Annotated in this window: 20 protein-coding genes; 7 read left to right on the plus strand and 13 right to left on the minus strand. The window is 60.1% G+C overall.

All coding sequences use genetic code 11. From position 1 onward, the window contains the following. Nucleotides 1-26: 26 nt before the first annotated feature. Nucleotides 27-269, minus strand: a complete 243-nt coding sequence (locus tag CH92_RS12340) for a TRAP transporter large permease subunit (RefSeq protein WP_235206154.1) — start codon at nt 267-269, stop codon at nt 27-29. Next, the gene (locus tag CH92_RS21860; RefSeq protein ID WP_200869683.1) at nt 209-427 is read right to left on the minus strand and encodes a hypothetical protein; all 219 of its coding nucleotides are present in this window, start codon (nt 425-427) and stop codon (nt 209-211) included. Before CH92_RS21860 ends, CH92_RS12340 begins: the two co-directional genes overlap by 61 nt. Nucleotides 428-590: 163 nt before the next feature. On the opposite strand from CH92_RS21860, the gene CH92_RS12345 reads away from it, so the two are divergent. Then, nucleotides 591-1,547, plus strand: coding sequence for a LysR family transcriptional regulator (locus CH92_RS12345; protein ID WP_025242078.1), 957 nt, complete (start codon nt 591-593; stop codon nt 1,545-1,547). Between the two features lie 145 nt (nt 1,548-1,692). On the opposite strand, the gene CH92_RS12350 is transcribed toward CH92_RS12345, so the two are convergent. Both CH92_RS12350 and araD1 read right to left on the minus strand, forming a co-directional pair. Next, nucleotides 1,693-3,273 carry an aldehyde dehydrogenase (NADP(+)) gene (locus tag CH92_RS12350; protein ID WP_025242079.1) on the minus strand — a complete coding sequence of 527 codons (1,581 nt, stop codon included), beginning with the start codon at nt 3,271-3,273 and terminating at the stop codon, nt 1,693-1,695. Between the two features lie 142 nt (nt 3,274-3,415). Then, nucleotides 3,416-4,411: an AraD1 family protein gene (araD1, locus tag CH92_RS12355; RefSeq protein WP_025242080.1), complete on the minus strand. Its 996-nt coding sequence runs from the start codon at nt 4,409-4,411 to the stop codon at nt 3,416-3,418. Between the two features lie 122 nt (nt 4,412-4,533). Here araD1 and CH92_RS12360 point away from each other — a divergent pair, with 122 nt between their 5' ends. Next, the gene (locus CH92_RS12360; RefSeq protein ID WP_025242081.1) at nt 4,534-5,490 is read left to right on the plus strand and encodes a LysR family transcriptional regulator; all 957 of its coding nucleotides are present in this window, start codon (nt 4,534-4,536) and stop codon (nt 5,488-5,490) included. Nucleotides 5,491-5,659: 169 nt separating this feature from the next. On the opposite strand, the gene CH92_RS12365 is transcribed toward CH92_RS12360, so the two are convergent. Next, a complete protein-coding gene (locus CH92_RS12365) occupies nt 5,660-5,941 on the minus strand; it encodes a SelT/SelW/SelH family protein (RefSeq protein ID WP_025242082.1) in 282 nt (93 codons plus the stop codon). Between the two features lie 71 nt (nt 5,942-6,012). On the opposite strand from CH92_RS12365, the gene CH92_RS12370 reads away from it, so the two are divergent. After that, nucleotides 6,013-8,193: a patatin-like phospholipase family protein gene (locus CH92_RS12370; RefSeq protein ID WP_025242083.1), complete on the plus strand. Its 2,181-nt coding sequence runs from the start codon at nt 6,013-6,015 to the stop codon at nt 8,191-8,193. A 33-nt stretch (nt 8,194-8,226) separates the two neighbouring features. On the opposite strand, the gene CH92_RS12375 is transcribed toward CH92_RS12370, so the two are convergent. From CH92_RS12375 to recQ, 3 genes are all read right to left on the minus strand, one after another. Further along, nucleotides 8,227-10,086 carry a FimV/HubP family polar landmark protein gene (locus tag CH92_RS12375; protein ID WP_158491124.1) on the minus strand — a complete coding sequence of 620 codons (1,860 nt, stop codon included), beginning with the start codon at nt 10,084-10,086 and terminating at the stop codon, nt 8,227-8,229. 402 nt (nt 10,087-10,488) lie between these two features. Further along, on the minus strand, nt 10,489-10,926 hold the full coding sequence (locus CH92_RS12380) for a MarR family transcriptional regulator (protein WP_025242085.1): 438 nt from the start codon (nt 10,924-10,926) through the stop codon (nt 10,489-10,491). 173 nt (nt 10,927-11,099) lie between these two features. Beyond that, entirely contained in the window at nt 11,100-13,223 is a 2,124-nt protein-coding gene (recQ, locus tag CH92_RS12385; protein WP_025242086.1) for a DNA helicase RecQ, read from the minus strand. Nucleotides 13,224-13,471: 248 nt separating this feature from the next. Here recQ and CH92_RS12390 point away from each other — a divergent pair, with 248 nt between their 5' ends. Both CH92_RS12390 and CH92_RS12395 read left to right on the plus strand, forming a co-directional pair. After that, complete coding sequence (locus CH92_RS12390; RefSeq protein ID WP_025242087.1) at nt 13,472-14,059, plus strand: YecA family protein; 588 nt, start codon at nt 13,472-13,474, stop codon at nt 14,057-14,059. Between the two features lie 15 nt (nt 14,060-14,074). Continuing rightward, nucleotides 14,075-14,476, plus strand: coding sequence for a YbaN family protein (locus CH92_RS12395; protein WP_025242088.1), 402 nt, complete (start codon nt 14,075-14,077; stop codon nt 14,474-14,476). A gap of 23 nt (nt 14,477-14,499) precedes the next feature. Here the strand turns inward: CH92_RS12395 and CH92_RS12400 are convergent, their stop codons facing one another. Continuing rightward, nucleotides 14,500-15,087: a tRNA-uridine aminocarboxypropyltransferase gene (locus tag CH92_RS12400; protein ID WP_025242089.1), complete on the minus strand. Its 588-nt coding sequence runs from the start codon at nt 15,085-15,087 to the stop codon at nt 14,500-14,502. Nucleotides 15,088-15,184: 97 nt separating this feature from the next. On the opposite strand from CH92_RS12400, the gene CH92_RS12405 reads away from it, so the two are divergent. Beyond that, nucleotides 15,185-15,856: a glutathione S-transferase gene (locus tag CH92_RS12405; protein ID WP_025242090.1), complete on the plus strand. Its 672-nt coding sequence runs from the start codon at nt 15,185-15,187 to the stop codon at nt 15,854-15,856. Between the two features lie 22 nt (nt 15,857-15,878). On the opposite strand, the gene CH92_RS22440 is transcribed toward CH92_RS12405, so the two are convergent. After that, nucleotides 15,879-15,998: a PA1414 family protein gene (locus CH92_RS22440; protein WP_336433988.1), complete on the minus strand. Its 120-nt coding sequence runs from the start codon at nt 15,996-15,998 to the stop codon at nt 15,879-15,881. 174 nt (nt 15,999-16,172) lie between these two features. After that, nucleotides 16,173-17,897, minus strand: a complete 1,725-nt coding sequence (gene aceK, locus CH92_RS12410; RefSeq protein ID WP_025242091.1) for a bifunctional isocitrate dehydrogenase kinase/phosphatase — start codon at nt 17,895-17,897, stop codon at nt 16,173-16,175. A gap of 154 nt (nt 17,898-18,051) precedes the next feature. On the opposite strand from aceK, the gene CH92_RS12415 reads away from it, so the two are divergent. Further along, nucleotides 18,052-19,038, plus strand: a complete 987-nt coding sequence (locus CH92_RS12415; RefSeq protein WP_025242092.1) for a DMT family transporter — start codon at nt 18,052-18,054, stop codon at nt 19,036-19,038. Here the strand turns inward: CH92_RS12415 and CH92_RS12420 are convergent. Next, nucleotides 18,965-19,840: a DMT family transporter gene (locus tag CH92_RS12420; protein WP_025242093.1), complete on the minus strand. Its 876-nt coding sequence runs from the start codon at nt 19,838-19,840 to the stop codon at nt 18,965-18,967. The two genes, CH92_RS12415 and CH92_RS12420, sit on opposite strands and share 74 nt — an antisense overlap. Before the next feature lie 331 nt (nt 19,841-20,171). Beyond that, a complete protein-coding gene (gene cysK, locus CH92_RS12425; RefSeq protein WP_025242094.1) occupies nt 20,172-21,146 on the minus strand; it encodes a cysteine synthase A in 975 nt (324 codons plus the stop codon). Nucleotides 21,147-21,250 lie beyond the last annotated feature (104 nt).

Consider the following 21,250-nt stretch of genomic DNA (forward strand, 5'->3'; position numbering starts at 1 on the left):
CCCGCCAGATTGAACGTTCGGGTTGATTACAGCAGCCAGGTCAAGATGGCCGGGAAATACAGCAGCAGGCCGAGTACCGCGATCTGGATGACGATAAAGGGCACCATGGAACGGAAGATGTCGGTCAGCGTGATATCCGTCGGCGCCACGCTTTTGAGATAGAAGGCAGCAGGGCCGAAGGGTGGCGAGATGTAGGACACCTGCATGCTCACCGCGAACAGAATGCCGAACCACACCGGGTCATAGCCCAGTTCGACAATGATGGGCATGAAAATGGCTTGGCCCATTGCTGGGCGATGCGGTACTCGTCATCGCCGGCATTGACGTTGATCTGGAACATCCAGTCCTGCTGAGCGACGGCACTGCCGGACGCGAGAACCAGGGTGGCCGCAAGGCCCAACCCGAAACGCTGGGTATTCGATTGCATGGATGCCTCTCCGATTATTTTTATAAGGCATGGGTCCCGCTCGAGGCATCGGCGATCGCAACTCCAAGCCGATGCCCCGTTGTTGACCCAGAGCGTAAAGAGACAAGGCATCATCAACAAATATATATTTCAGCCTGACCGATACACGGATGGATATAGCTGAATGAAGCCTATCAACAGCAACTGGTTTGTCCGAGCGCGCTTGAAGAACCGCCACATCCCGCTGTTGGCGGCCCTCGGCGATACCGGGAATCTCAATCGCGCCGCCATCGGCCTGGGCATTTCCCAGCCGGCGATTTCAAAGTTGCTCAAGGAGCTGGAAGACGGGCTTGGCGTCGAACTGTTCGAACGCCATGCGCGCGGCGTCGTCCCGACGTTGTATGGCGAAGCAATGATCCGCCACGCCAGGCGCCTGCTGAACACGCTGGACAACGCATACACTGAGGTCGACGCACTGCGTCTGGGGCAGCAGGGGCATGTACGCATCGGCACCATCCTCACCCCCTGTGCGGAATTGCTGCCGGAAACCGTGCGCCGCGCGAAGCAGCGCTTCCCGGGCCTGGAGGTGACCATTCGTACGGGCTCGAGTCGCGACTTGCTGGCAACCCTGGATGATGGAGAGCTGGATTTTCTGGTGGCGCGATTTTATGCCGGCAGTCAGCAGGACGACCTGCACTTCGAGCCACTGGCCAAGGAGCCACTGAAGATCTGCGCGCGCGCCGGGCTGGTCGTGGCCCCCATGTCGCGCGCGGAGTTGAACGCCGCAGACTGGGTGCTACCGCCGGCCGGAAGTGTGTTGCGTCAGGAGTTCGATGCGTTGTTTCAGCGCGTCGGCATGCGACCGCCGAGCAAGGTCGTCAATGCGGAGAACCTGCTGATGGTGACGACGCTGGCGGAAAAGAACGACATGCTGACCGTGCTACCACGCGATGTACTGGCGCACTACGCACGTTATGGGATGCTCGCTGAGATAGATGTCGGCGCCAGCATCGACACCGATTTGAATCAGGGTTTGATGGACTTTGGCATCATCATCAAGGACCAGCGGCTGCTTTCCCCGGCCGCACGCAACGTGCTGGAACTGCTACGCGACGTCGCCCAACAGACGGCGCTGGCATAACGCTGAACGAAATGGCGCCGCCACAAGCCGCATGGAGAAGACAGACCACCTGTTAACGCCGGATAGCCATTAGTAAAAGGGTGCCATTGATATGGCACCCAGATGTCGTTCTGGCTGATGGCAGCACACCAGCCATTAGGTTGAGCTAGATCGCACTCCGGGTCATTTCGCCATCCACGAGACGGTTGATACCCAGCGGATTGGCGTTTTTCAGCGCCTCCGGCAGCACTGCTTCGGGGAAGTTCTGATAGCACACCGGCCGTAGGAAACGGTCGATCGCCAAGGTGCCCACCGAGGTGCCTCGCGAATCGGAAGTTGCCGGATACGGCCCGCCATGCACCATCGAGTCACACACCTCAACGCCGGTCGGATAGCCATTCAGCAGCAAGCGTCCGGCCTTCTGCTCCAGCACCGGAGTGAGATCGGCAAAGGCGCTGAGGTCCGCCTCGTCGGCGATCAAGGTAGCGGTGAGCTGCCCACGCAGACCGTGCAACGCACGCAGCAACTCCGCTTTGTCGGCGACCTCGACAACGACCGTCGTGGGCCCGAAGACCTCTTCCTGCAGCAATTCGTCGCCGTCGATGAGCAACTGCGCGTCCGCCTTGAATAACTGCGGCCGTGCCTGGTTGCCGTCCTGAGCAACACCGGTCAGGTGGTTGATGCCTGGATGCGCCTGCATATGCTCCAACCCCTTGGCGTAGCTCGTCAGCGTACTGGCATTGAGCATGGTCTGAGCCGGCTGCTCGGACATGAAGCCGGTGAGCCGCTCAAGGAAACTGGAAAACTCTGGCGAGCGAATCCCGATAACCATGCCCGGATTGGTGCAGAACTGGCCACAGCCCATCACCACGGAGGCCGTCAGCTCGTTGGCGATGGCGTCACCACGCGCTTTCAGCGCCTCGGGCAATACCAGCACCGGGTTGATACTGGACATCTCGGCGAATACCGGGATCGGCTGCGGGCGCGCCGCCGCCATGTCGCACAGCGCGCGCCCGCCGCGCAGCGAGCCGGTGAAGCCGACCGCCTGGATCGCAGGATGTTTGACCAGCCACTCGCCAACACCGCCACCGTAGATCATGTTGAACACACCCTTGGGCATGCCGGTTTTCTCGGCGGCACGCAGGACCGCATCGGCGACCTGCTCAGCCGTCGCCATGTGCCCACTGTGCGCTTTAAATACCACCGGGCAACCTGCGGCCAGCGCCGAGGCGGTGTCGCCTCCGGCAGTGGAGAATGCCAATGGGAAATTGCTGGCACCGAACACCGCGACCGGGCCGAGCCCCATACGACACTGGCGCAGATCGGGACGCGGAAGCGGCTTGCGCTCCGGCAAGGCCCGATCGATACGCGCCCCGTAGAAATCGCCGCGACGCAGCACCTTGGCGAACAACCGCATCTGGCCGCTGGTGCGTCCGCGTTCACCCTGGATGCGCCCAGCCGGCAGCGCTGTTTCCTGGCAAACCAGTGCGACAAAGTCGTCGCCCAGCGCGTCGAGCTCGTCGGCGATGGCCTCGAGGAATTCGGCGCGCTTTTCGGCCGGGAGGGCGCGGTAGGTTGGGTAGGCAGCGGCAGCGGCTTCGGCCGCGGAATTCACTTCGTCTTGGGTAGCCTGTATGAATTCGAACGGCAGCGCCTGGCCACTGTTGGCATCACGGCTCTGCAGCTTTTGGGTACCGGCGGCGCTACGCGCACCGGCAATGTAGTTGTGGCCGAGAATGGCGGACATGGAATCTCTCCTCTACCTGTAGGTTCAGGGGGCTCCGCATGGCATGCGGAGATGACCGACGGCCCGTTAACGAGGCAGCGTCGCCCTTGATGGCAAGGCCAGCGGCTCGTCACGTACGACAGTACCGCTCTTCAGTTCCAAATCAGAGCGCTTTTACCCCTCCGGCCTCGATGCCGGGCTGCCGGATGGAGATGCCGTTGCGCAGGGGTTCACCGAACGCATCGAGACTGATCTCGAACTGGTCACCCGGCTGCGCCTTGATACCGTCTGCGAACGACAGTGTCGCCGTCCCGAAGAAATGCACATGCACATCACCGGGACATAGGAACTGCGAATACTTGAAATGATGGTACTCAAGATTTTCCAAGCTATGGCACATGTTCTCTTCGCCGGACAGAAATTCCTTTTCCCAAAGCAGCTGTCCGTCCCGGCGGATTCGGCTAATGCCTGCCAGGTTGGCAGGCAGCTCGCCAATGAGCAGCTCCGGCCCGAATGAACAGAACCTGAGTTTGGAGTGGGCCAGATACAGGTAGTTCTTGCGTTCGGTCACATGATCGGAGAATTCGTTGCCCAGGGCGAAACCGAGTCGGTATGGCTGGCCGTCGTCGCCGATGACATACAGACCGGTCAGCTCAGGCTCTTCGCCGAAATCCTCGGCGAAATCGGGTGCCGGAAAATCCGCGCCGGGACGCACCACGATGCTGCCATCGCCCTTGTAGAACCACTCCGGCTGCGCGCCGACGGTTCCCGGTTGTGGCTTGCCACCCCGCATGCCCCAACGGAACATCTGCATGGAATCGGTGAGCTTTTCGTCGCTCTGTTCGACCTGCTGATGCATCTTGTCTCGTGTCGAAGCGCTACCCAGGTGAGTCAGGCCCGTACCGCTGACCAGGCAATGCGCAGGGTCCTCATGATCCAGCGGCGGCAGCACCCGCCCGGCGTCCAGCAATTGCCTATACGACGGTCCGGCATCGCAGCCCTGCGCGTCGATCTGAGCCGCCAGGCTGTTACCGTTGCGAATCGCCGCCAGTGCCAGCTCGCGGGTACTACTCACGCTGCGCAACATGTCGATGCGCTCGCCAACCACCACGCCTACCTGACGCTGGCCCTGTTCGTTCTCGAATTGAATCAACCGCATGAGGCTTCCTCTTCTTATTGAAGGGCCTGCAATCGCAGGCATCTGCTGCGGCCACTTTAAAAAGCACCGTAGGTGGTGCCTAATGAAAGCTTCTGATTGAGTGATAACTTCCAGTCATCCCCATGATCGCCGCCCTGCCCTCCATCGTTTCTCGCCTGCGCCTCAAGCAGCTGCGCCTTCTCATCGCTCTGGATGAACAGGGCTCGCTGCACCGCGCCGCCGAACAGGTCTCGATCAGCCAACCCGGCGCCACCAAGGCGCTGCATGAGATTGAGTCGACGTTCGCTGCCGAGCTGTTCACCCGCAGCAGCCAAGGCTTGCAGCCCAACGATCTGGGCCGTTGCGTGATCCGCTATGCACGGCTGATCCACAGCGATCTGGCGCACCTGCGTGAAGAGATGGTCGGCATCCTGCAGGGGCACGGTGGGCGTCTGTCGGTAGGCGTGATCATGGGCGCCGTGCCGCTGTTGATGCGCGTGCTGGGCCGGTTGCGGCGCAAGCAGCCGGAGCTGTCAGTGGAAATCGTCGAAGACACCAGTGCTCGCCTGCTCGGCCTGCTAGACGAAGGCCGGCTGGACCTGGCGATCTGCCGGAGCAGTGTCAGCCGGCGCCCGGACGCTTATGACTGCCTGACCCTGCACGAGGAGCAGCTGGCCGTGGTCGCCCATCCTGACCATCCGATGGCCGAAGCCGCGACGCCGCTGATCCTGGCCGACCTGAGCGGCTATCGCTGGGTCATCTACCCGGCGAATATGCCAATGCGCCAGTTGCTCGAGCGCGAATTCAGCGAAGCCAGCCTCGAATTCCCACGGTACCCGGTCGAAACCGCCTCCACCTTCACCACCCTCAGCCTGCTGCAGGAGGATCCGGAACTGGTCGCCGTGATGCCGCTGTCGGTGGCCCGTTTCGGCGAATGCTTCGGCATGATCCGTCAGCTGCCGCTGACGCTGCACTCGCGCAGCGAACCCTATGGCGTCATCGCCCGGCACGGGAGCAGCCTGTCGCCAGCGGCGCGGCTATTGCTCGAAGAACTGCAGGACGAGAGCGGCTATAGCCATCCGTCAGCCTTGGCGCCTTGATGAAATTTTCCGGCCCCGGACCTCTAGGGGCTTCGATGCCCGCCACCGTGGTGCGTCCAGTCATTGCAGACGCTGCATCAGCACGGCTCTTCGAACAGTCCATTCAGGGTTGCAGACACGCGGGACAGGTCATGGGCACCATCCTCGCGCAACAGCACAGCCCGATAACTTATCTGTCGTTATGCCCGAGATCCCGCTGCGGATCGATCTGATCACGCACGCGCTGTTTCAGCTCCTTGGCTTCGGGAAAGCCACCGTCGCGCTTGCGCTCCCATATCTGCACGCCGTCACAGGCAATATGGAATGTGCCGCCAGTGGCCGGCACCAGCGAAACCTTTCCCAGCTCGTCGGCAAAGGTGGATAGAAGCTCCTGCGCCAGCCAGGCCGCGCGCAGCAGCCACTGACACTGGGTGCAGTAGGTAATGACGATCTCCGGCTTGCTATCGGGCATGACAGGACGCTCGCTGACTGACGGGACGCCTATAATAGCCGCCATTTCGCAGTCCTCCCTCCGGTGTTGCCATGTCCCGCCTACTCTTTCTGCTGATCCTCCTGATGCCGCTGACAGGATTCGCCGATTCCCAGCCCACCACCGGCCTGGTACTTTCCGGCGGTGCTGCGAGAGGATTAGCGCATATCGGCGTACTGAAAGCCCTGGAGGAGCACGGTGTGCGTATCGACGCAATCGCCGGCACCAGCATGGGCGCGGTGATCGGCGGGCTCTACGCGGCAGGCTATAGCGTCGAAGAGCTGGAAAAGCTGGCACTCCGTCTCGATTGGCAACAGGTGCTATCAGACGATCCGCCGCGGCAGGACGTGCCCTTCCGGCGCAAACAGGACGACCGCGATTTCCTGGTCAAACGCAAGCTCAGTTTCCGCGACGATGGCAGCCTTGGACTCCCTCTTGGTGTCATTCAAGGGCAGAACCTAGCCCTGCTGCTGGAGCGCCTGCTCGTGCACACCAGCGACATCCGTGATTTCGACCGCCTGCCGATACCCTTCCGTGCGGTGGCGACCGACATTGCCAACGACAAGAAAGTGATCTTTCGCAGCGGCCATCTGCCCCAGGCCATTCGCGCCAGCATGTCGATCCCGGCGGTGTTCGCCCCGGTGGAGATCGAAGGCCGTCTGCTCGTCGATGGCGGCATGGTCGACAATATTCCCATGGATGTCGCCCGCGACATGGGCGTGGACCGGCTGATCGTGGTGGACATCGGCACCCCACTGCAGCCTCGCGAGCAGCTACTTACGGTCGTCGATGTGCTCAATCAGTCGATCACCATGATGACCCGACGTAACTCCGAGGCGCAGCTGGCGACCCTGCGTCAGGAAGACCTGCTGGTTCAGCCGATGCTGGCGGGGTTCGGCTCAACCGATTTCGGCCGCACCGAAGCCCTCATAGACGCCGGATATCGTGCCGCCACCGCGCTGGACGCCCGGCTTAACGCCATGCGTAGCGAAAGCGGTGGCAACCTTGCACTGAGCCTCGCCCGCTCAGCCGAGCCCCGCACGCCGCTGATCACCGCGGTGCGCATCGAGAACGATTCGAAAGTGGGCGACGCAGTCATTCGCAGACACATCCGCCAGCAGGTAGGCAAACCTCTTGACCTACAGGACCTGCAGAATGACATGGGCACGCTGTACGGGCTGGACTACTTCGAGCAGGTCGAGTACCGCGTGGTGCATGGCAATCCGGGCAATACACTGGTCGTTACTACCCGTGAAAAGCGCTCCGGCACCGACTACCTGCGCCTGGGCATTAACCTCTCGGATGATTTTCGCGGCGACAGTGCATTCAACATTGGCGCCAGCTACCGCAAGAACGGCATCAACGAATTGGGCGCCGAGTGGCTGACGCGCTTGCAGTTGGGCGATCGCCAAGAGCTGTTCAGCGAGTTCTATCAGCCGCTAGACGCGGGTTCGCGCTGGTTCGTCGCGCCCAATCTTTTCGCCGAGACACAGAACATCGAGGCGATCATCGATAACGACCCCATCGCCGAGTACCGCCTGCAGCGCTACGGCTTTGGAATGAACCTGGGTCGTCAGATTGCCAACAACGGCGAAATCCGCTTCGGCGTGGGCCGGGCATGGGGCGAGGCAGACGTTCGCGTCGGTGACCAAGAGCTACCGAACTTCACCTTCGAGGAAGGCTATTACCAGCTGCAGTATTCGTTCGACACGGTGGACAACGTCGACTTTCCGCGCGAGGGCGAAGATATCGGACTGACCCTGCGCCAATATGACCCAAGCCTCGGCTCGGATCAGCGCTATCGCCAATGGGAGTTCCGTATGGACAAGGCCGTCAGCTTCGGTCTGGATACGCTGGTCTTTGGTGGCCGCTATGGACGCACGCTGGACGACGCCGAGATCGTTACGTCGAGCTTCCTGCTCGGTGGCGCGCGGCAGCTGTCGGGCTTCCGCCAGGATGCCCTCTCCGGTCAGAACATCAGCCTGGCCCGCATGATCTATTTCCGCCGGATGACGCCACGCTCGTTCCTGCCGCTGGACTTTCCGCTGTATCTGGGAGCTTCACTGGAACGTGGCCGCGCCTGGAACAACGACAACGCGTTCGACAGCGGCTACATCAACGCCGGCAGCATATTCATCGGCTACGAAACGCCGCTGGGACCGCTGAATTTCAGCTACGGCCTGAACGATGAAGCCGAGCGCGCCCTGTATATGAATCTTGGGCGCAGCTTTTGATGGCCTCGCCCGGAGGCCAAATCGAAACCGCCATCAGGCGATTTGCGCAAGCAACTCGTTGACCTGCTGTCGCTGCTGCTCGTCGCCTTCAACGGCAAGGCTTTCAAGGATGATGCACGCGCTATCCATGTCGCCCTGCTTGATATAAGCGACGGCTTGATTGAGGCGAACCAGATGCTCCGGGTTCGGTTCCAGCTGGCGCAACTCTTCAGTCGTCGACATCGAAGCGAAGCTACAGGAGTCCTCGAATAGGGTGGGCAGGTTTCCGAGCGTCAGTGCATTATCGTCAAAGTCATCCAGCCAGGGCTGCGAATCGACAGAGGAGACCTGCTCGCCATCCGCCGACGAGCATGGCTCAACGGGCGTGGACGCCAGGCCAACCAACGGCACCGGAGAGAACTCATTCAGTACGAACGTGACGTCTGAATCCAGAGGGGAGTCGGAAGAAGGGTCGACGGAGGCAAACGCCGAAGCCAGGGCGGGATGCAGAGTCAGCAACTGGTCCAGTTGAGCCTGGCTGCCACCCGCTTGCAGATAGCCATCGGCAGACGTGCTGTAGCTGTCGACATCGCCAGACTCCGCGAGAAGTCCGAGATGGCGCAAGCGAACATCGAGCTGCTCAGGCGCTCGCTCAATACCGCGTTGCAGCACATCGAGCGCCTCATCGCGACGACCATAGGTGAGGTAGATATCAGCCGCCTCCAGCACGTCAGTCTCGCTGACGGATGCGTGGGCTGGCTGACGAGGCATTTCCAACGCTGCCGCTGCGGCCACCGGTGGCACGCGCATGGGCTGCGCAACCGCTGCGGCTACGGATTCCGGCGACGCGGCGTGGGCCTTACGGCGACGACCGAACCACAGACCGCCAAGCAACAGGGAAGCCAGCACGCCACCGCCTGGCAGCGTCCAATCCTGCCATCTGAAAGAAGACGCAGGCTTGGCAACAGCCATATGGTCAGGTGCTGGCCCTGCGACTGATCGCTTGTCGGCATCCGTCTCCGAGGCCGACTGATCGAGCTGCGGCAAAGCAACCGTCTGCGAACGCCGCTGCTCGATCAGTTGTGCGGTAACGGCCTCAAGCTGGCCCTGCATATCTGTCAGCATTTGCTTGAGCTGCTGATTTTCGTCGCGGCTGGCTGCCAGCTCATCGAACAACTGGCGGCGTAACGTCGCGACCTGCTCATTCAACAAAGCCGGATCAGCAAGCTCGGAATCGGGTATTGACTGACTCTGGATTGTCGCCTCAGTCACTGGCACCGCGTTGCCAGGCTCGGCGTTTCGGGTTGAATCCGTTTTCGCCGTATCTGGCAGCAGCAGATTCGAACCAGCCTTGAGACGGCCTGGATCACCTCCCGAAAAAGCGTCAGGATTCAGCGCCTGGATATCGCGCATGAATTGGGCTTGCAAAGCCTGCGCGCCGCCCCCCGCGTATGCACCTGCAATCGTCCAGAGACTCTCTCCGCTCATGACCCGATGGTGCTTGCCCTGAGACACCTGCGGTAATTCAGCCGGCGGCACGAAACTCTCTGGCTTGGCGGACTCAAATAACGCTGACACTTGCGGGACGCTCACGGCCACTTCACCGGTAGCCTCGCCGGTGCTCGGCAACGGATCAAGCAGAACCGTATATTCACGCAACAGACGGCTCTTCGCGCGAGTGATCTCCACCAGAAAATTCAGATAAGGCTCACGGACGGGCCGGTTGGACGCCACGCGTATCCGGCTGCGGTTACCGTCCACCACAGGTGTAAAGCTCAGGTCTTGCAAGAAGGCCAGACGCTCTACCCCTGCGCGCGCGAAGTCGCTGTTGGAAGCCAGTACGACGCGAATGTCATCTGCTGATAGGTCGGCCACGTCGAGCAGCTCGATTTCGGCATTTAATGGTTGATTCAATGCGGAATGGAGCTTTATGCCGCCCATTCCAAACGCGGAAACCATGCCCGAATAGAGAAGTGAGCCAGAGGCCACTATTAACAAGACTTGACGACCTAGTGCCATATGACCTCCAAGGTGGCTCTCGGCACGCTCGACCGCTGGCCACTGCTCGATTACTGAACTGTGACGCGGTTATCGACAGAAATGGCGATAGGTTGATGCATTTCGTCGGGGAGCGAGTGAAGGCATTGTGACATCATTCGGTCAATCTAGCCTAGCGGCAGGTAATGGACGGTGCTCGCCGCCATCTACTAGCGCGTTCGGAAGTTGGGATGCGTGGAGAAATGGAACCCAGAAACCACCGCGGCGTAGCTACGGGACGGTCGCAGCTCTGGTCTAAAGAATGACCCTCATGTGGCGTTAACGCTTGACCTTGACCAGGTTGGCAAGAATGCGCTCATGCACTTGCTGGCATTTGCGCAGGTCTTGCTCGTCGATGCCATCAAAAAGCTCTTCCCGTACCTGAGTGGAAATCGCTTCGATCTTCTGGATCAGTGGGCGGGCCGACGCGCCAAGAGTGATGAGCTTGGCCCGGCGATCCCCCGGCGCGGGCTGGCGATGCACCAGCCCCTGCGCTTCGAGGCTGTCCAACAGCCTGGCCAGCGTCGGCCCCTCAACCGCCACGCTTTGTGCAAGCTCGCGTTGGGTTGGGTCGTGGTCGAACCGGGCCAGATGCAGGAGAACCAGCCACCGAGCCTGGGACAAACCGAGATCGGCCAGCCGACGATCGAGCTCGGCGCGCCAGCCACGCGAAAGTTGCGCCAATTGCATGGCGAAGCGGTGTTGGTCTGGGTACATGGAGCGGCGTTCCTGCAAAACTAATTATTAGTGAGCTAACCACAGCTCCAAAACGGTAGCAAGCCGCCCTCTATTCGCGAACGTAACCGTGAGTTGCAGAATACGCCCCAGCCCGAGCACAACGGGCAGCAAGCGAGGCGGTCAGCAAGCGACGCCGATGCCGCGCATGGCGATCAGAGTTCGAATTCGGCCTGCAGCGATGCTCGAACGCAGAACAACACCGCTTCCGGGACCCGCCCGCTAAAGTGTTCGGCAATCGCCGCAACGGGAGGGAGCTCGCCCTCGCCATCTAGAAACGCTTCTTGGATCTCGCCCAACAATGCTTCGGGCAGATCCAGCGCCTGTTCCAGGCTAAGCTGCTGCTGGCCAATCGCTTCGGCGAGCATGGCGTACACATTCTTCTCGCTGCAATCGAGCTGCCGAGCGATCTGCGCCGGTGTCATGCCGGCGCGCGCCAGTGTGATGAGCTCATGACGCACATCGGCAGGGGATCTGACCGCGTTCGCCGTACCTTGCAGAACTTCCAGAAACGATTGGCCGTAGCGCTCAAGCTTGCGCGCACCCACACCGCTGATGCGCGCCATGTCGCTGAGCGAACCCGGCTGGCTGCGGAGCATTTCAAGCAATGTCGCGTCCGGGAAAATCACATAAGGCGGTACGCCATGCTCTTCTGCGAGCTTGCGGCGCAGCGTGCGCAACGCCTCCCAAGTCTCGCGCTCCTCGCTGCGCACCAACTGGCTGGCTGCACTGACAGAGGTTTTCGGCGCTTTGGCCGTCAGTTCGCGGCGCAGCTCCAAGGTCACTTCGCCACGCAGCAAGGCACGACAGCTGTCGCTGAGTCGCAACCCACCAAAACCTTCAAGGTCCACATCCGCCAGCCCGCGTGCGACCAGTTGACGGAACAGCGAACGCCACTCCCCTTCCGATAGCGCCTTGCCAACGCCGAACACCGATAGCTGTTGATGTCCAAAGCTGCGAATCTTCTCGTTGTCGCGTCCAAGCAGGATATCGACCAGATGCCCGACGCCGTAGCGTTGTCCGCTGCGGTAGATCGCCGACAGCGCCTGCCGTGCCGGTTCGGTGGCATTCCAGGTCTGCACGCCGTCGACGCAATTGTCGCAATGACCGCAAGGCTCCGGCATCTGCTCATCGAAATACGCCAGCAGAACTTGCCGACGGCAGCGGGTTTCCTCGCACAGCGAGAGCATGGCATCGAGCTTGTGCTGCTCAATGCGCTTGTGCCGCTCATCGCCCTCGGAGTTATTGAGCATCTGCTTGAGAAAAATCACATCCTGCAGGCCGTACGCCATCCAGGCATCGGCAGGCAGACCATCACGACCCGCGCGACCGGTTTCCTGGTAGTAGGCCTCCAGCGACTTGGGCAGATCCAGATGGGCGACGAAACGCACGTTGGGCTTGTCGATACCCATACCGAAGGCGATGGTCGCCACCATGATCAGGCCTTCCTCGTTGAGAAAGCGCTTCTGATGGAATGCTCGCAGGTCGTTCGGCAACCCGGCGTGGTAAGGCAGCGCAGGAAACCCCTGCTCGGTGAGGAAGGCGGCAATATCATCGACTTTCTTGCGCGACATGCAGTAGACGATACCGGCATCACCGCGGCGCTCCGCCAGGAAGGCCATCAGCTGCTTGCGCGGCTGCTCCTTGGGCACGATGCGATAAAAGATATTCGGGCGATCGAAGCTGGAAAGGAAACGCTCGGCATTCTCCAGATGCAACCGCTGAACGATTTCTTCGCGCGTTCGCTTGTCCGCTGTGGCGGTCAGTGCGATTCGCGGAACGCTAGGGAAAAGTTCAGCAAGCTGCCCCAGTTGAAGATACTCGGGACGGAAATCATGGCCCCACTGCGAGACGCAATGGGCCTCGTCGATGGCAAACAGGCCGATATCCAAGCGCTGCAAAAACGCCAACATGCGCGGCTGGACCAGCCGCTCAGGCGCGAGATAGAGCATCTTGATTTCGTTGCGCCGCAGGCGATCGGCGATGTCTCGCTGCTGATCGGCCGTCAGGGTCGAATTGAGCGCTGCCGCCGCAACACCGAGCTCTTCGAGCGTGGCCACCTGATCGTCCATCAGCGCGATCAGCGGCGATACCACCACAGCCAAGCCATCACGAAGCAATGCCGGCACCTGATAGCAGAGCGACTTGCCGCCACCGGTCGGCATCAGCACCAACGCATCTTCGCCACCGGCCACGCGCTGGATGATCGCACCCTGATTGCCACGAAACGCGTCGTAGCCGAAAACATCTTTTAGAATGCGCTGTGCCTGATCGAGCATGCCGGTCTCCGAAACAAGACGCGCGAGTATACGCGACACGGGCGCAGGGTTCAGGTTGAACACCACGATGACTCGATAGCCGGGCGGTCAGCGCTATTACAGTGGAACTCCGGCCGCGCTTTTCTATCTGTCGAAGGACGACGGCGCGCAAAAGCTGACCCGACCACTGCAGCGTGATAGCGCGCGGTAGCCGGAGACCCGCGGCTCGTCTAGAATCACCGCTGTTTTCTATTCCAAGGTAGTCATCGATGTCATTCGCCGAGCAACTCACCCGCTTGCAAGTGTTTCTGGATGCAGATGACCTGCACGAAGAGGCGCTGGATTACATCGCCGCGCACGGCTACCTGACTGCGCTGTGCATCTGCTCGGAGCAGGTGCCCGAACGCGAGTGGATCGATGCGCTGTTCGCCGAGCCGCCGAAGTACGCCGACGACACCGAGCGCGAAGCCATCGAGGCGACGTTGATTCAGCTCAAGGCGCATATCGCCCGGCAGTTGGCCAGCGACGAAGATATGGAACTGCCTTGCGAACTCGACATGGGCGACGAGCCAGACGAGTCCGACCTGCGTGGCTGGTGCATCGGCTTCATGGAAGGCGTTTTCATGCGTGAGTCGGTGTGGTTCGAAGATTCCGAGGAAGAAGTCAGCGAGCTGCTCCTGCCGATCATGGTCGGCTCCGGGCTATTCGATGAACAACCCGAGTTCAGCGACATCGCCGAAGACCAGGATCTGGTCGGAGAAATGGTCGCGCAGATACCTGAAATCCTTACCGCGTTGTACCTGATCTGCCATGCTCCCGAAGAGAAGCCGGCGCTTCTCAAACCGCGCAAACACTGAAGCTCGGGTAACCTCTTGGCGCACCGCGATATTCCGACGTATCGCAATCCGGTAGTGCGCTACGCGCTGCTGGGTATCGGTTGGTTGAGCGTTGCGCTCGGCGTCGTTGGAATCTTCCTGCCGGTTCTGCCGACCACCCCTTTCCTCCTTCTTGCCGCTGCCTGCTTCGTCCGCAGTTCACGGCGCTTCTACAACTGGCTGGTGATGCACCCAAGGCTTGGCCCCTGGTTCCGGGATTATCTGGAAGGTAACGGGATTCCGCTGAAGGCAAAAATCTATTCGATCATAACGATGTGGCTGAGCATCAGCCTGTCCTGCTGGTTAGTACCTATGTTCTGGGCACGAATCGGCATGTTGACCAGCGCGACGCTGGTAACGCTTTACATCCTCCGCCTGAAAACCCTTTCGCCGCGCTAAGCCATGGTGGCGGGTCACCCCGGCTAGCGGCTTCCATGATTACGTTGGAAAACCTCTGCGCCCATGGCCGCTATCTGCCCCTCGACCAAGGCTTCGAACGGCCTCAACAACGCGTCGAATCGACCATTGCCTTCAAGCGTGTTCAGTGCGACCACTATCGCTTCTAGCGTGGACAGCGCACCGGGCATTGGAGCTTTACGCAATCGATAACGGGAGGTCAGGCCTTCTGGTAGCGCTACTCGCGGCAGACTGGCGAGGTGCGGATTGAGATGCAGCAGTTTGCGGGCCTTGCGCCAGGTGCCGTCCGGCACGATCAATCGCAGCGGCTCGCCCTTCTCCGCCAATTGTCCAAGTGACACGGCTCGCTCTCCCGGAAACAACAGATAGCTTTCGAGGCGTTCGTCGGCTGGAAGATCCTCGAACAGCTCTCCTGTTCGAAGCTCGGCATTGGTTAGACCAAGTGCTGCCAACCGCGCCGTGTTCAGCGCATGCCCGGTTTCGCTGGGGTGCTGCAGGATCAGCACAGCGGTGGTGCTGGCAAGCGAGGGGATCAAAGCGCAGAGACAGTGACTCAACGGGCGCTGGCAACGCGGGCATTGCGGACGAGACATGGCTTCTCCTGGATGGAGGCGAAGTCTGCCACAACCAGCAGAAACGTAACGGTGAACTAAGCTAGTCGCGGTCACTTATAGCGAAGAGGCTGCACCGATGCTCACCCTGCACCACTTGGACAATTCCCGCTCGCAACGCGTGCTCTGGCTGCTGGAAGAACTGCAACTACCGTACGAGATCAAGCGCTACGCCAGAAATCCGCAGACCATGCTGGCTCCGCCTGAACTGAAGAATGTGCATCCGCTTGGCAAATCGCCCGTCATCACCGACGGCGAGCTGACTCTGGCCGAGTCAGCTGCAATCCTTGAGTATCTGGTCGAGCGCTATGGTGATGGCCAACTGACCCCACCCAGAGGTTCACCTGAACACCTTCGATTTCGCTACTGGATGCATTACGCCGAAGGTTCAGCGATGCCGCCGCTGCTTCTCAAGTTGATATTCGATCGTATCGGTAACGGGCCGATGCCATTTTTCATTCGTCCAGTGGCCCGAGCAATCGCCAAAGGTGCCAACAAGGCTTTTATCGGTCCACAGCTAAAGCTCCACCTGGACTACATGGAGAGCGAGCTAGGGAAAAGCCAATGGTTTGCCGGGGGGGAATTCAGCGTCGCGGATATTCAGATGAGCTTCCCGCTCGAAGCCGCTCAATCGCGCGCAGGCCTGGATGCCAGCCGCCCGAAACTGACTGCATTTTTGCAAAGGATACGTGACCGCCCCGCTTATCAGCGAGCCGTAGAACGGGGTGGTCCGGTAATGCCTGGGCGCTAGAGTCAGCCCCCGATTGTTAGAGTCAGCGTCGCGCTGACTCACCTCGTTGGGCGCGGACCGGAATGGGTTGCAGGCGAGGCGGGTCAATGAAGCCAAGCGCCACTGCAAGATTCCAGCACACACTACTGAGCCATGCTTTCATGATGAACCCTCCTACTTGGTAACGGGCCTTTGTGAGCCATGGGCTTCGTAGCCAGCATAACCCAAGAAAAGCGCCGTTGCCTGCAACAAATGTTGCTGATTATCAGCCTCTGGAGCCCTATGTTTCGGCTCTATAATTGCGACCCAAACTGGCCGTGAGCGTTCACCGCGCCCTTTACTGGGTAGTTTCCAACCTGCGCCTGTATGGAAAGACATCGATCACTTTTCCATCGATTATCGCTTGCTGCAGACCCTTCCAATAATTGGCGTCGTATAGCTCGCCGTGCAGCTTGGCGAATAGCCGACGCTGCTTGATATCGGCGAATAGGAAACGTGGAAACTCTTCAGGGAACACGTCGTTCGGTCCCACCGAATACCAAGGTTCGGACGACATTTCATCTTCCGGATAACGCGCCTCGGGGATGTAGCGGAAATTCACCTCGGTAAGAAAGCAGATCTCATCGTAGTCGTAGAACACCACGCGGCCATGGCGGGTCACGCCGAAGTTCTTTAACAGCATGTCTCCGGGAAATATATTGGCCGCAGCGAGTTGTTTGATCGCCAGTCCATAGTCTTCCAGCGCTTCCTGCACCTGCTGTTCGCTGGCGCTCTCCACGTAAATGTTCAATGGCGTCATCCGCCGCTCGGTCCAGCAGTGGCGCACCAGCACCGTATCGCCCTGCTCCTCGACCGTTGACGGCGCGACCTCCAACAGCTCTGCCAGACATTCGGGATCGAACTTGGATTTAGGGAAGCGGAAATCGGCAAATTCCTGTGTATCGGCCATGCGCCCAACCCGATCGACGCTCTTCACCAGCCGATACTTCTCGATGACGGTAGCTCGGTTGACATTCTTGGTCGGAGAGAACCGGTCCTTGATGATCTTGAAGACCGTATTGAAGCCCGGCAACGTGAACACGCTCATGACCATGCCGCGCACACCCGGCGCCATGATGAAACGGTCGTCGGTGGTCGCGAGGTGATTGATCAAGGCGCGGTAGAACTCCGATTTGCCGTGCTTGTAGAAGCCAATGGAGGTGTACAGCTCCGCAACGTGCTTGCCCGGCATGATGCGTTTGAGAAACCCGATGAACTCCGCGGGTATCGGCACCTCGACCATGAAGTACGAGCGCGTGAAAGAAAAGATGATCGAAACCTCCGCTTCGTCGGTGATCAACGCATCGGCGACGATCCCCACGCCCTCGTGATGCAACAGCGGTATCGCCAGCGGCCATTGTTCGTCGCGGGTAAAGATCCGCCCAACCAGATATGCACCCTTGTTGCGGTAGAGCACCGAACGAAAGAGTTCCACAGTAAGTTCAGGATCCTTGCACACCCAGTCTGGCAGGGATGCCTGAAGCTGCGCCTCGAGTCGCAGTAGGTCGCCGCTCAGGTCCGCGTAGGGTATGGAGAAGGCAAAGTCCTCGAAGATCTGCGCGAGCATGCGATGAAGATCACCGCCGGGTTGATACCGACGCGTCTGTGCCACCCGATCATGGGCCCGGCTCGATGGACGGGTGGTATGGATGAACATGGTGCCGTCACTGATGCAGTCGTGGCTGAACAGTGCGCAAAAGATCGAGTTGTACCAAGTTTCGGACAACTCATCGTCGAAGCGGGGGTTGATCTGATCGATATAGGCACTCTTGATCTGCGGCCATCGCTGCACATCCAGCAGTACATCCGGCTCGAATGTCGGGCACAGATCCGCCGCTGTCTCACCGACCTTCTGTTCATACAGGTTGATACGCGCTGCCGAGGCGTGCTGGGCGTCTTGCCACTTTGCCTGTTCGAAACGAGGCCGTGCGCCCTCGGTGATCAACCGGAAATGTTCACGATAGTTATCGAACCCCAGCAGGATCTGCCGTGCAATAGCGGCTTCCGTCGATTTTGGCAACATATCGATCATCTCCAGCGGTGGAAGCCCGAGCTTATCCATCGCCCGAATGCAATGAAAGGCACGGTGGATCGAAAGCCAGTTTGAAAGCGTGATTCGAATTGCTAGACACGCAAACCTCGCTAACACTCCGATGTCCCGTCACCGGAGTTTTCTCATGCGTTCTTCAGACCTCCTGCGCCTGCTCGGTCTCGCTGCTATCTGGGGCGCCAGTTTTCTGTTCATGCGAATCATCGCACCGGAACTCGGGACATTTCCCACCGCGTTCTTCAGAGTGCTGTTCGCCTGCGCTGGCCTGTCAGCGATTCTGATGATGATGCGCATCCGCTGGGATTTTCGCGGCAAGCTGAAGCTGTGCCTGCTTCTCGGGATGATAAATTCCGGCGTCCCGTTCGCGCTTTATGCGTTGGCCGCGCAGTTTCTGCCAACCGGCTATTCAGCGATCTTCAACGCAACCACACCGATGATGGGTGTAATCATTGGCGCAGTATTTTTCGCTGAAGCGCTAACGGTTGCGAAAATCGTAGGCGTGCTGTTCGGCCTGAGTGGCGTGGCGCTGCTGACGCGCACCGGCCCCGTGGCGTTCGACGCACAGCTGCTGATTGGCGCGCTCGCCTGCCTGGGCGCGACCGCGTGTTATGGATTCGGTGGTTTCCTGACCCGTCGCTGGATCAACCAGCACGGCGGACTAAACAGTGAACTGGTTGCCTTCGGCAGTCAGGCGGGAGCGGCATTCTGTCTGCTGCCGCTGTTCGCCCTGTCACTGTTGACAGCGCCCCCGACCTCCTGGGGTGACGGTACCGTCTGGCTCAGTCTTGTCGCGCTCGGCATCGTCTGTACCGCCTTCGCCTATATTCTGTATTTCCGCTTGCTTGCGGACATCGGCCCGGTTCGTACCCTTACGGTGACCTTCATCATTCCACCGTTCGGTGTGCTTTGGGGCGCTCTGTTTCTTGATGAACCGCTGGACTGGGCCTATGTCTATGGCGGCGCGCTGATTGCCGTGGCGCTCTGGCTCGTACTGAAACAGGCGCCGGCCACGGCCGTGGCGGCACCCGCCCCAAAAGAGACTAGTGACGGTCCGGCGCTGGCCGGAATACCAGAACGAGACCAAGCACGATCAGCAACATGCCGACCAGACTGAGCATCGCCAACCGGTTACCGAACACCAGGTAATCCATTACCGCCGTTACCGCCGGCACCAGATAGAACAAGCTGGTCACGTTGACCAGGTCGCTCTGGGCAATCAGGCGATACAGCAACAAGGTGGCGGCCACCGAGATCACCAACCCCATCCACAACACGGACAGCCAGAAACCTGGGGCGAGCGTGATTTCGAAAGGTTGGAACGGCGCGAATAGCGAACAAAGCAATAGCCCGGCGAGATACTGCAAGGGCATGGCGCGAAGCGGATCACCTTTGGCTCGCTTCTGCATCATCGAACCCAGCGTGATGCTCGAAAGTGCCAGCAAAGCACACGCCACGCCCGCCACCGACAACCCGCCTACGCCAAGGCTCTGATAGACCACCAGCACCAGCCCGCTCAAACCAAGCAGCAACCCGAACAGCCGCAGCGGTCTCAGCCGTTTGCGCTCGAGTAACACAGCCGTGAGGATCGGCTGCACGCCGAGCAGAGTCGCCATGACGCCCGGAGTCATCTGCAGATCCAGTGCCAGCAGATAGAAGATCTGGTAGCTGCCCAGCAGCACCAGACCGGTGGCCAAGGCATACCGACGCGTCTTCCACCCATCAGGCAGCGATAGGGAGGCCAGCCTAACCACCCCCGCCAACGCCACCAGCGCAATAACGAAACGAACCAACAGAAAAGCGAACGGCGATGCGTACGCCAAGCCCCATTTCGACACGATTGCCCCGCTGCTCCAGAGCAGCACGAAAAGACCCGTGGTCGCATACGCGACCAGGTTGTTGCGTGAAAACAAGATCATCCTGCCACCTTTGAATAGGCATACAAACCTGCGCCAGCGAATGGCAAACGCAGTGACGGGAATGCCGGCGAACCGGCGTGACTCAGGCCAGCGCGGGTGGCGGTGGCGGAGCCAGAAACAAGCCCGGTGGTGGGCTCGCAGGATGATGGCAGGGAGGTGCGATCGGCATGCATGCAAAGGCTGCGAAACCACCCGTAGCGTACGGGCGTCCGTGGTCAGCAACGTTGCAGCAGCCTGTATGGTTCATACCAGTCTCGAAGCGGTGGAGAAGCGGCTCCAGACTATAGCGGTGCTGCGCCGGTTCTGCCAAGGCAGACCGGCGCAGCGCAGATCACTGCTGCAATTCCTGTTCACCGAACAGGTCCGCAAACAGCATCGTGGACAGATAACGCTCGCCGGAATCGGGAAGAATCACCACGATGTTCTTGCCCTGCATTTCCGGATGCTGGGCCATGCGCACCGCAGCAGCCATGGCGGCGCCGCAAGAGATGCCGCAGAGGATGCCTTCTTCGCGCATCAGGCGCAGCGCCATGGCCTTTGATTCTTCGTCACTGACCAGTTCGACCTGATCGACGACGGACAGATCGAGATTCTTCGGCACGAAGCCGGCACCGATGCCCTGAATTTTGTGCGGGCTGGGTTTGAGCTCCTCTCCCGCGAGCGTCTGGCTGATCACCGGAGAGCTGGCCGGCTCGACCGCCACACTGAGGATCTTCTTGCCCTTGGTATCTTTGATGTAACGCGAAACCCCGGTGATAGTGCCACCGGTCCCAACGCCCGAAACCAGTACGTCGATGTTGCCTTCGGTGTCGTTCCAGATTTCCGGCCCGGTTGTTTTCTCATGAATCGCCGGGTTGGATGGGTTCTCGAACTGCTGCGGCAAGTAGTAGTGCTCACGATCCGATGCAGCGATTTCCGTCGCCTTTTCGATAGCACCCTTCATACCTTTCGCCGGATCGGTGAGCACCAGCTCCGCGCCAAGCGCCTTGAGCACTTTGCGGCGCTCCAGGCTCATCGAAGCCGGCATGGTCAACATTAGTTTGTAGCCCCGTGCCGCGGCGACGAACGCCAGGCCTATACCGGTATTGCCGGAAGTCGGCTCGATGATCGTCATGCCCGGCTTGAGGAGTCCGCTTTTCTCGGCGTCCCAGATCATGGCCGCGCCGATCCGGCACTTTACCGAATGGGCCGGATTACGACCCTCGATCTTGGCCATGATAGTGACGCCCTTCGGGCCTAACCGATTGATCATCACCAACGGGGTGTTCCCGATGGCCTGCGCATTGTCAGCGAAGATGCGGCTCATGACAGTGTCCCTGCGAGTGGAAAATCAGACTGATCAGCCTAAGCCCAGTCTCGTGGCTCGTCCAGCCGAACTCACCTATGCGTGTCAGGGTCCACCCACAAGCA

The sequence above is a fragment of the Stutzerimonas stutzeri genome (assembly GCF_000590475.1).
GTDB classification, from domain to species: Bacteria; Pseudomonadota; Gammaproteobacteria; order Pseudomonadales; family Pseudomonadaceae; genus Stutzerimonas; species Stutzerimonas stutzeri_D.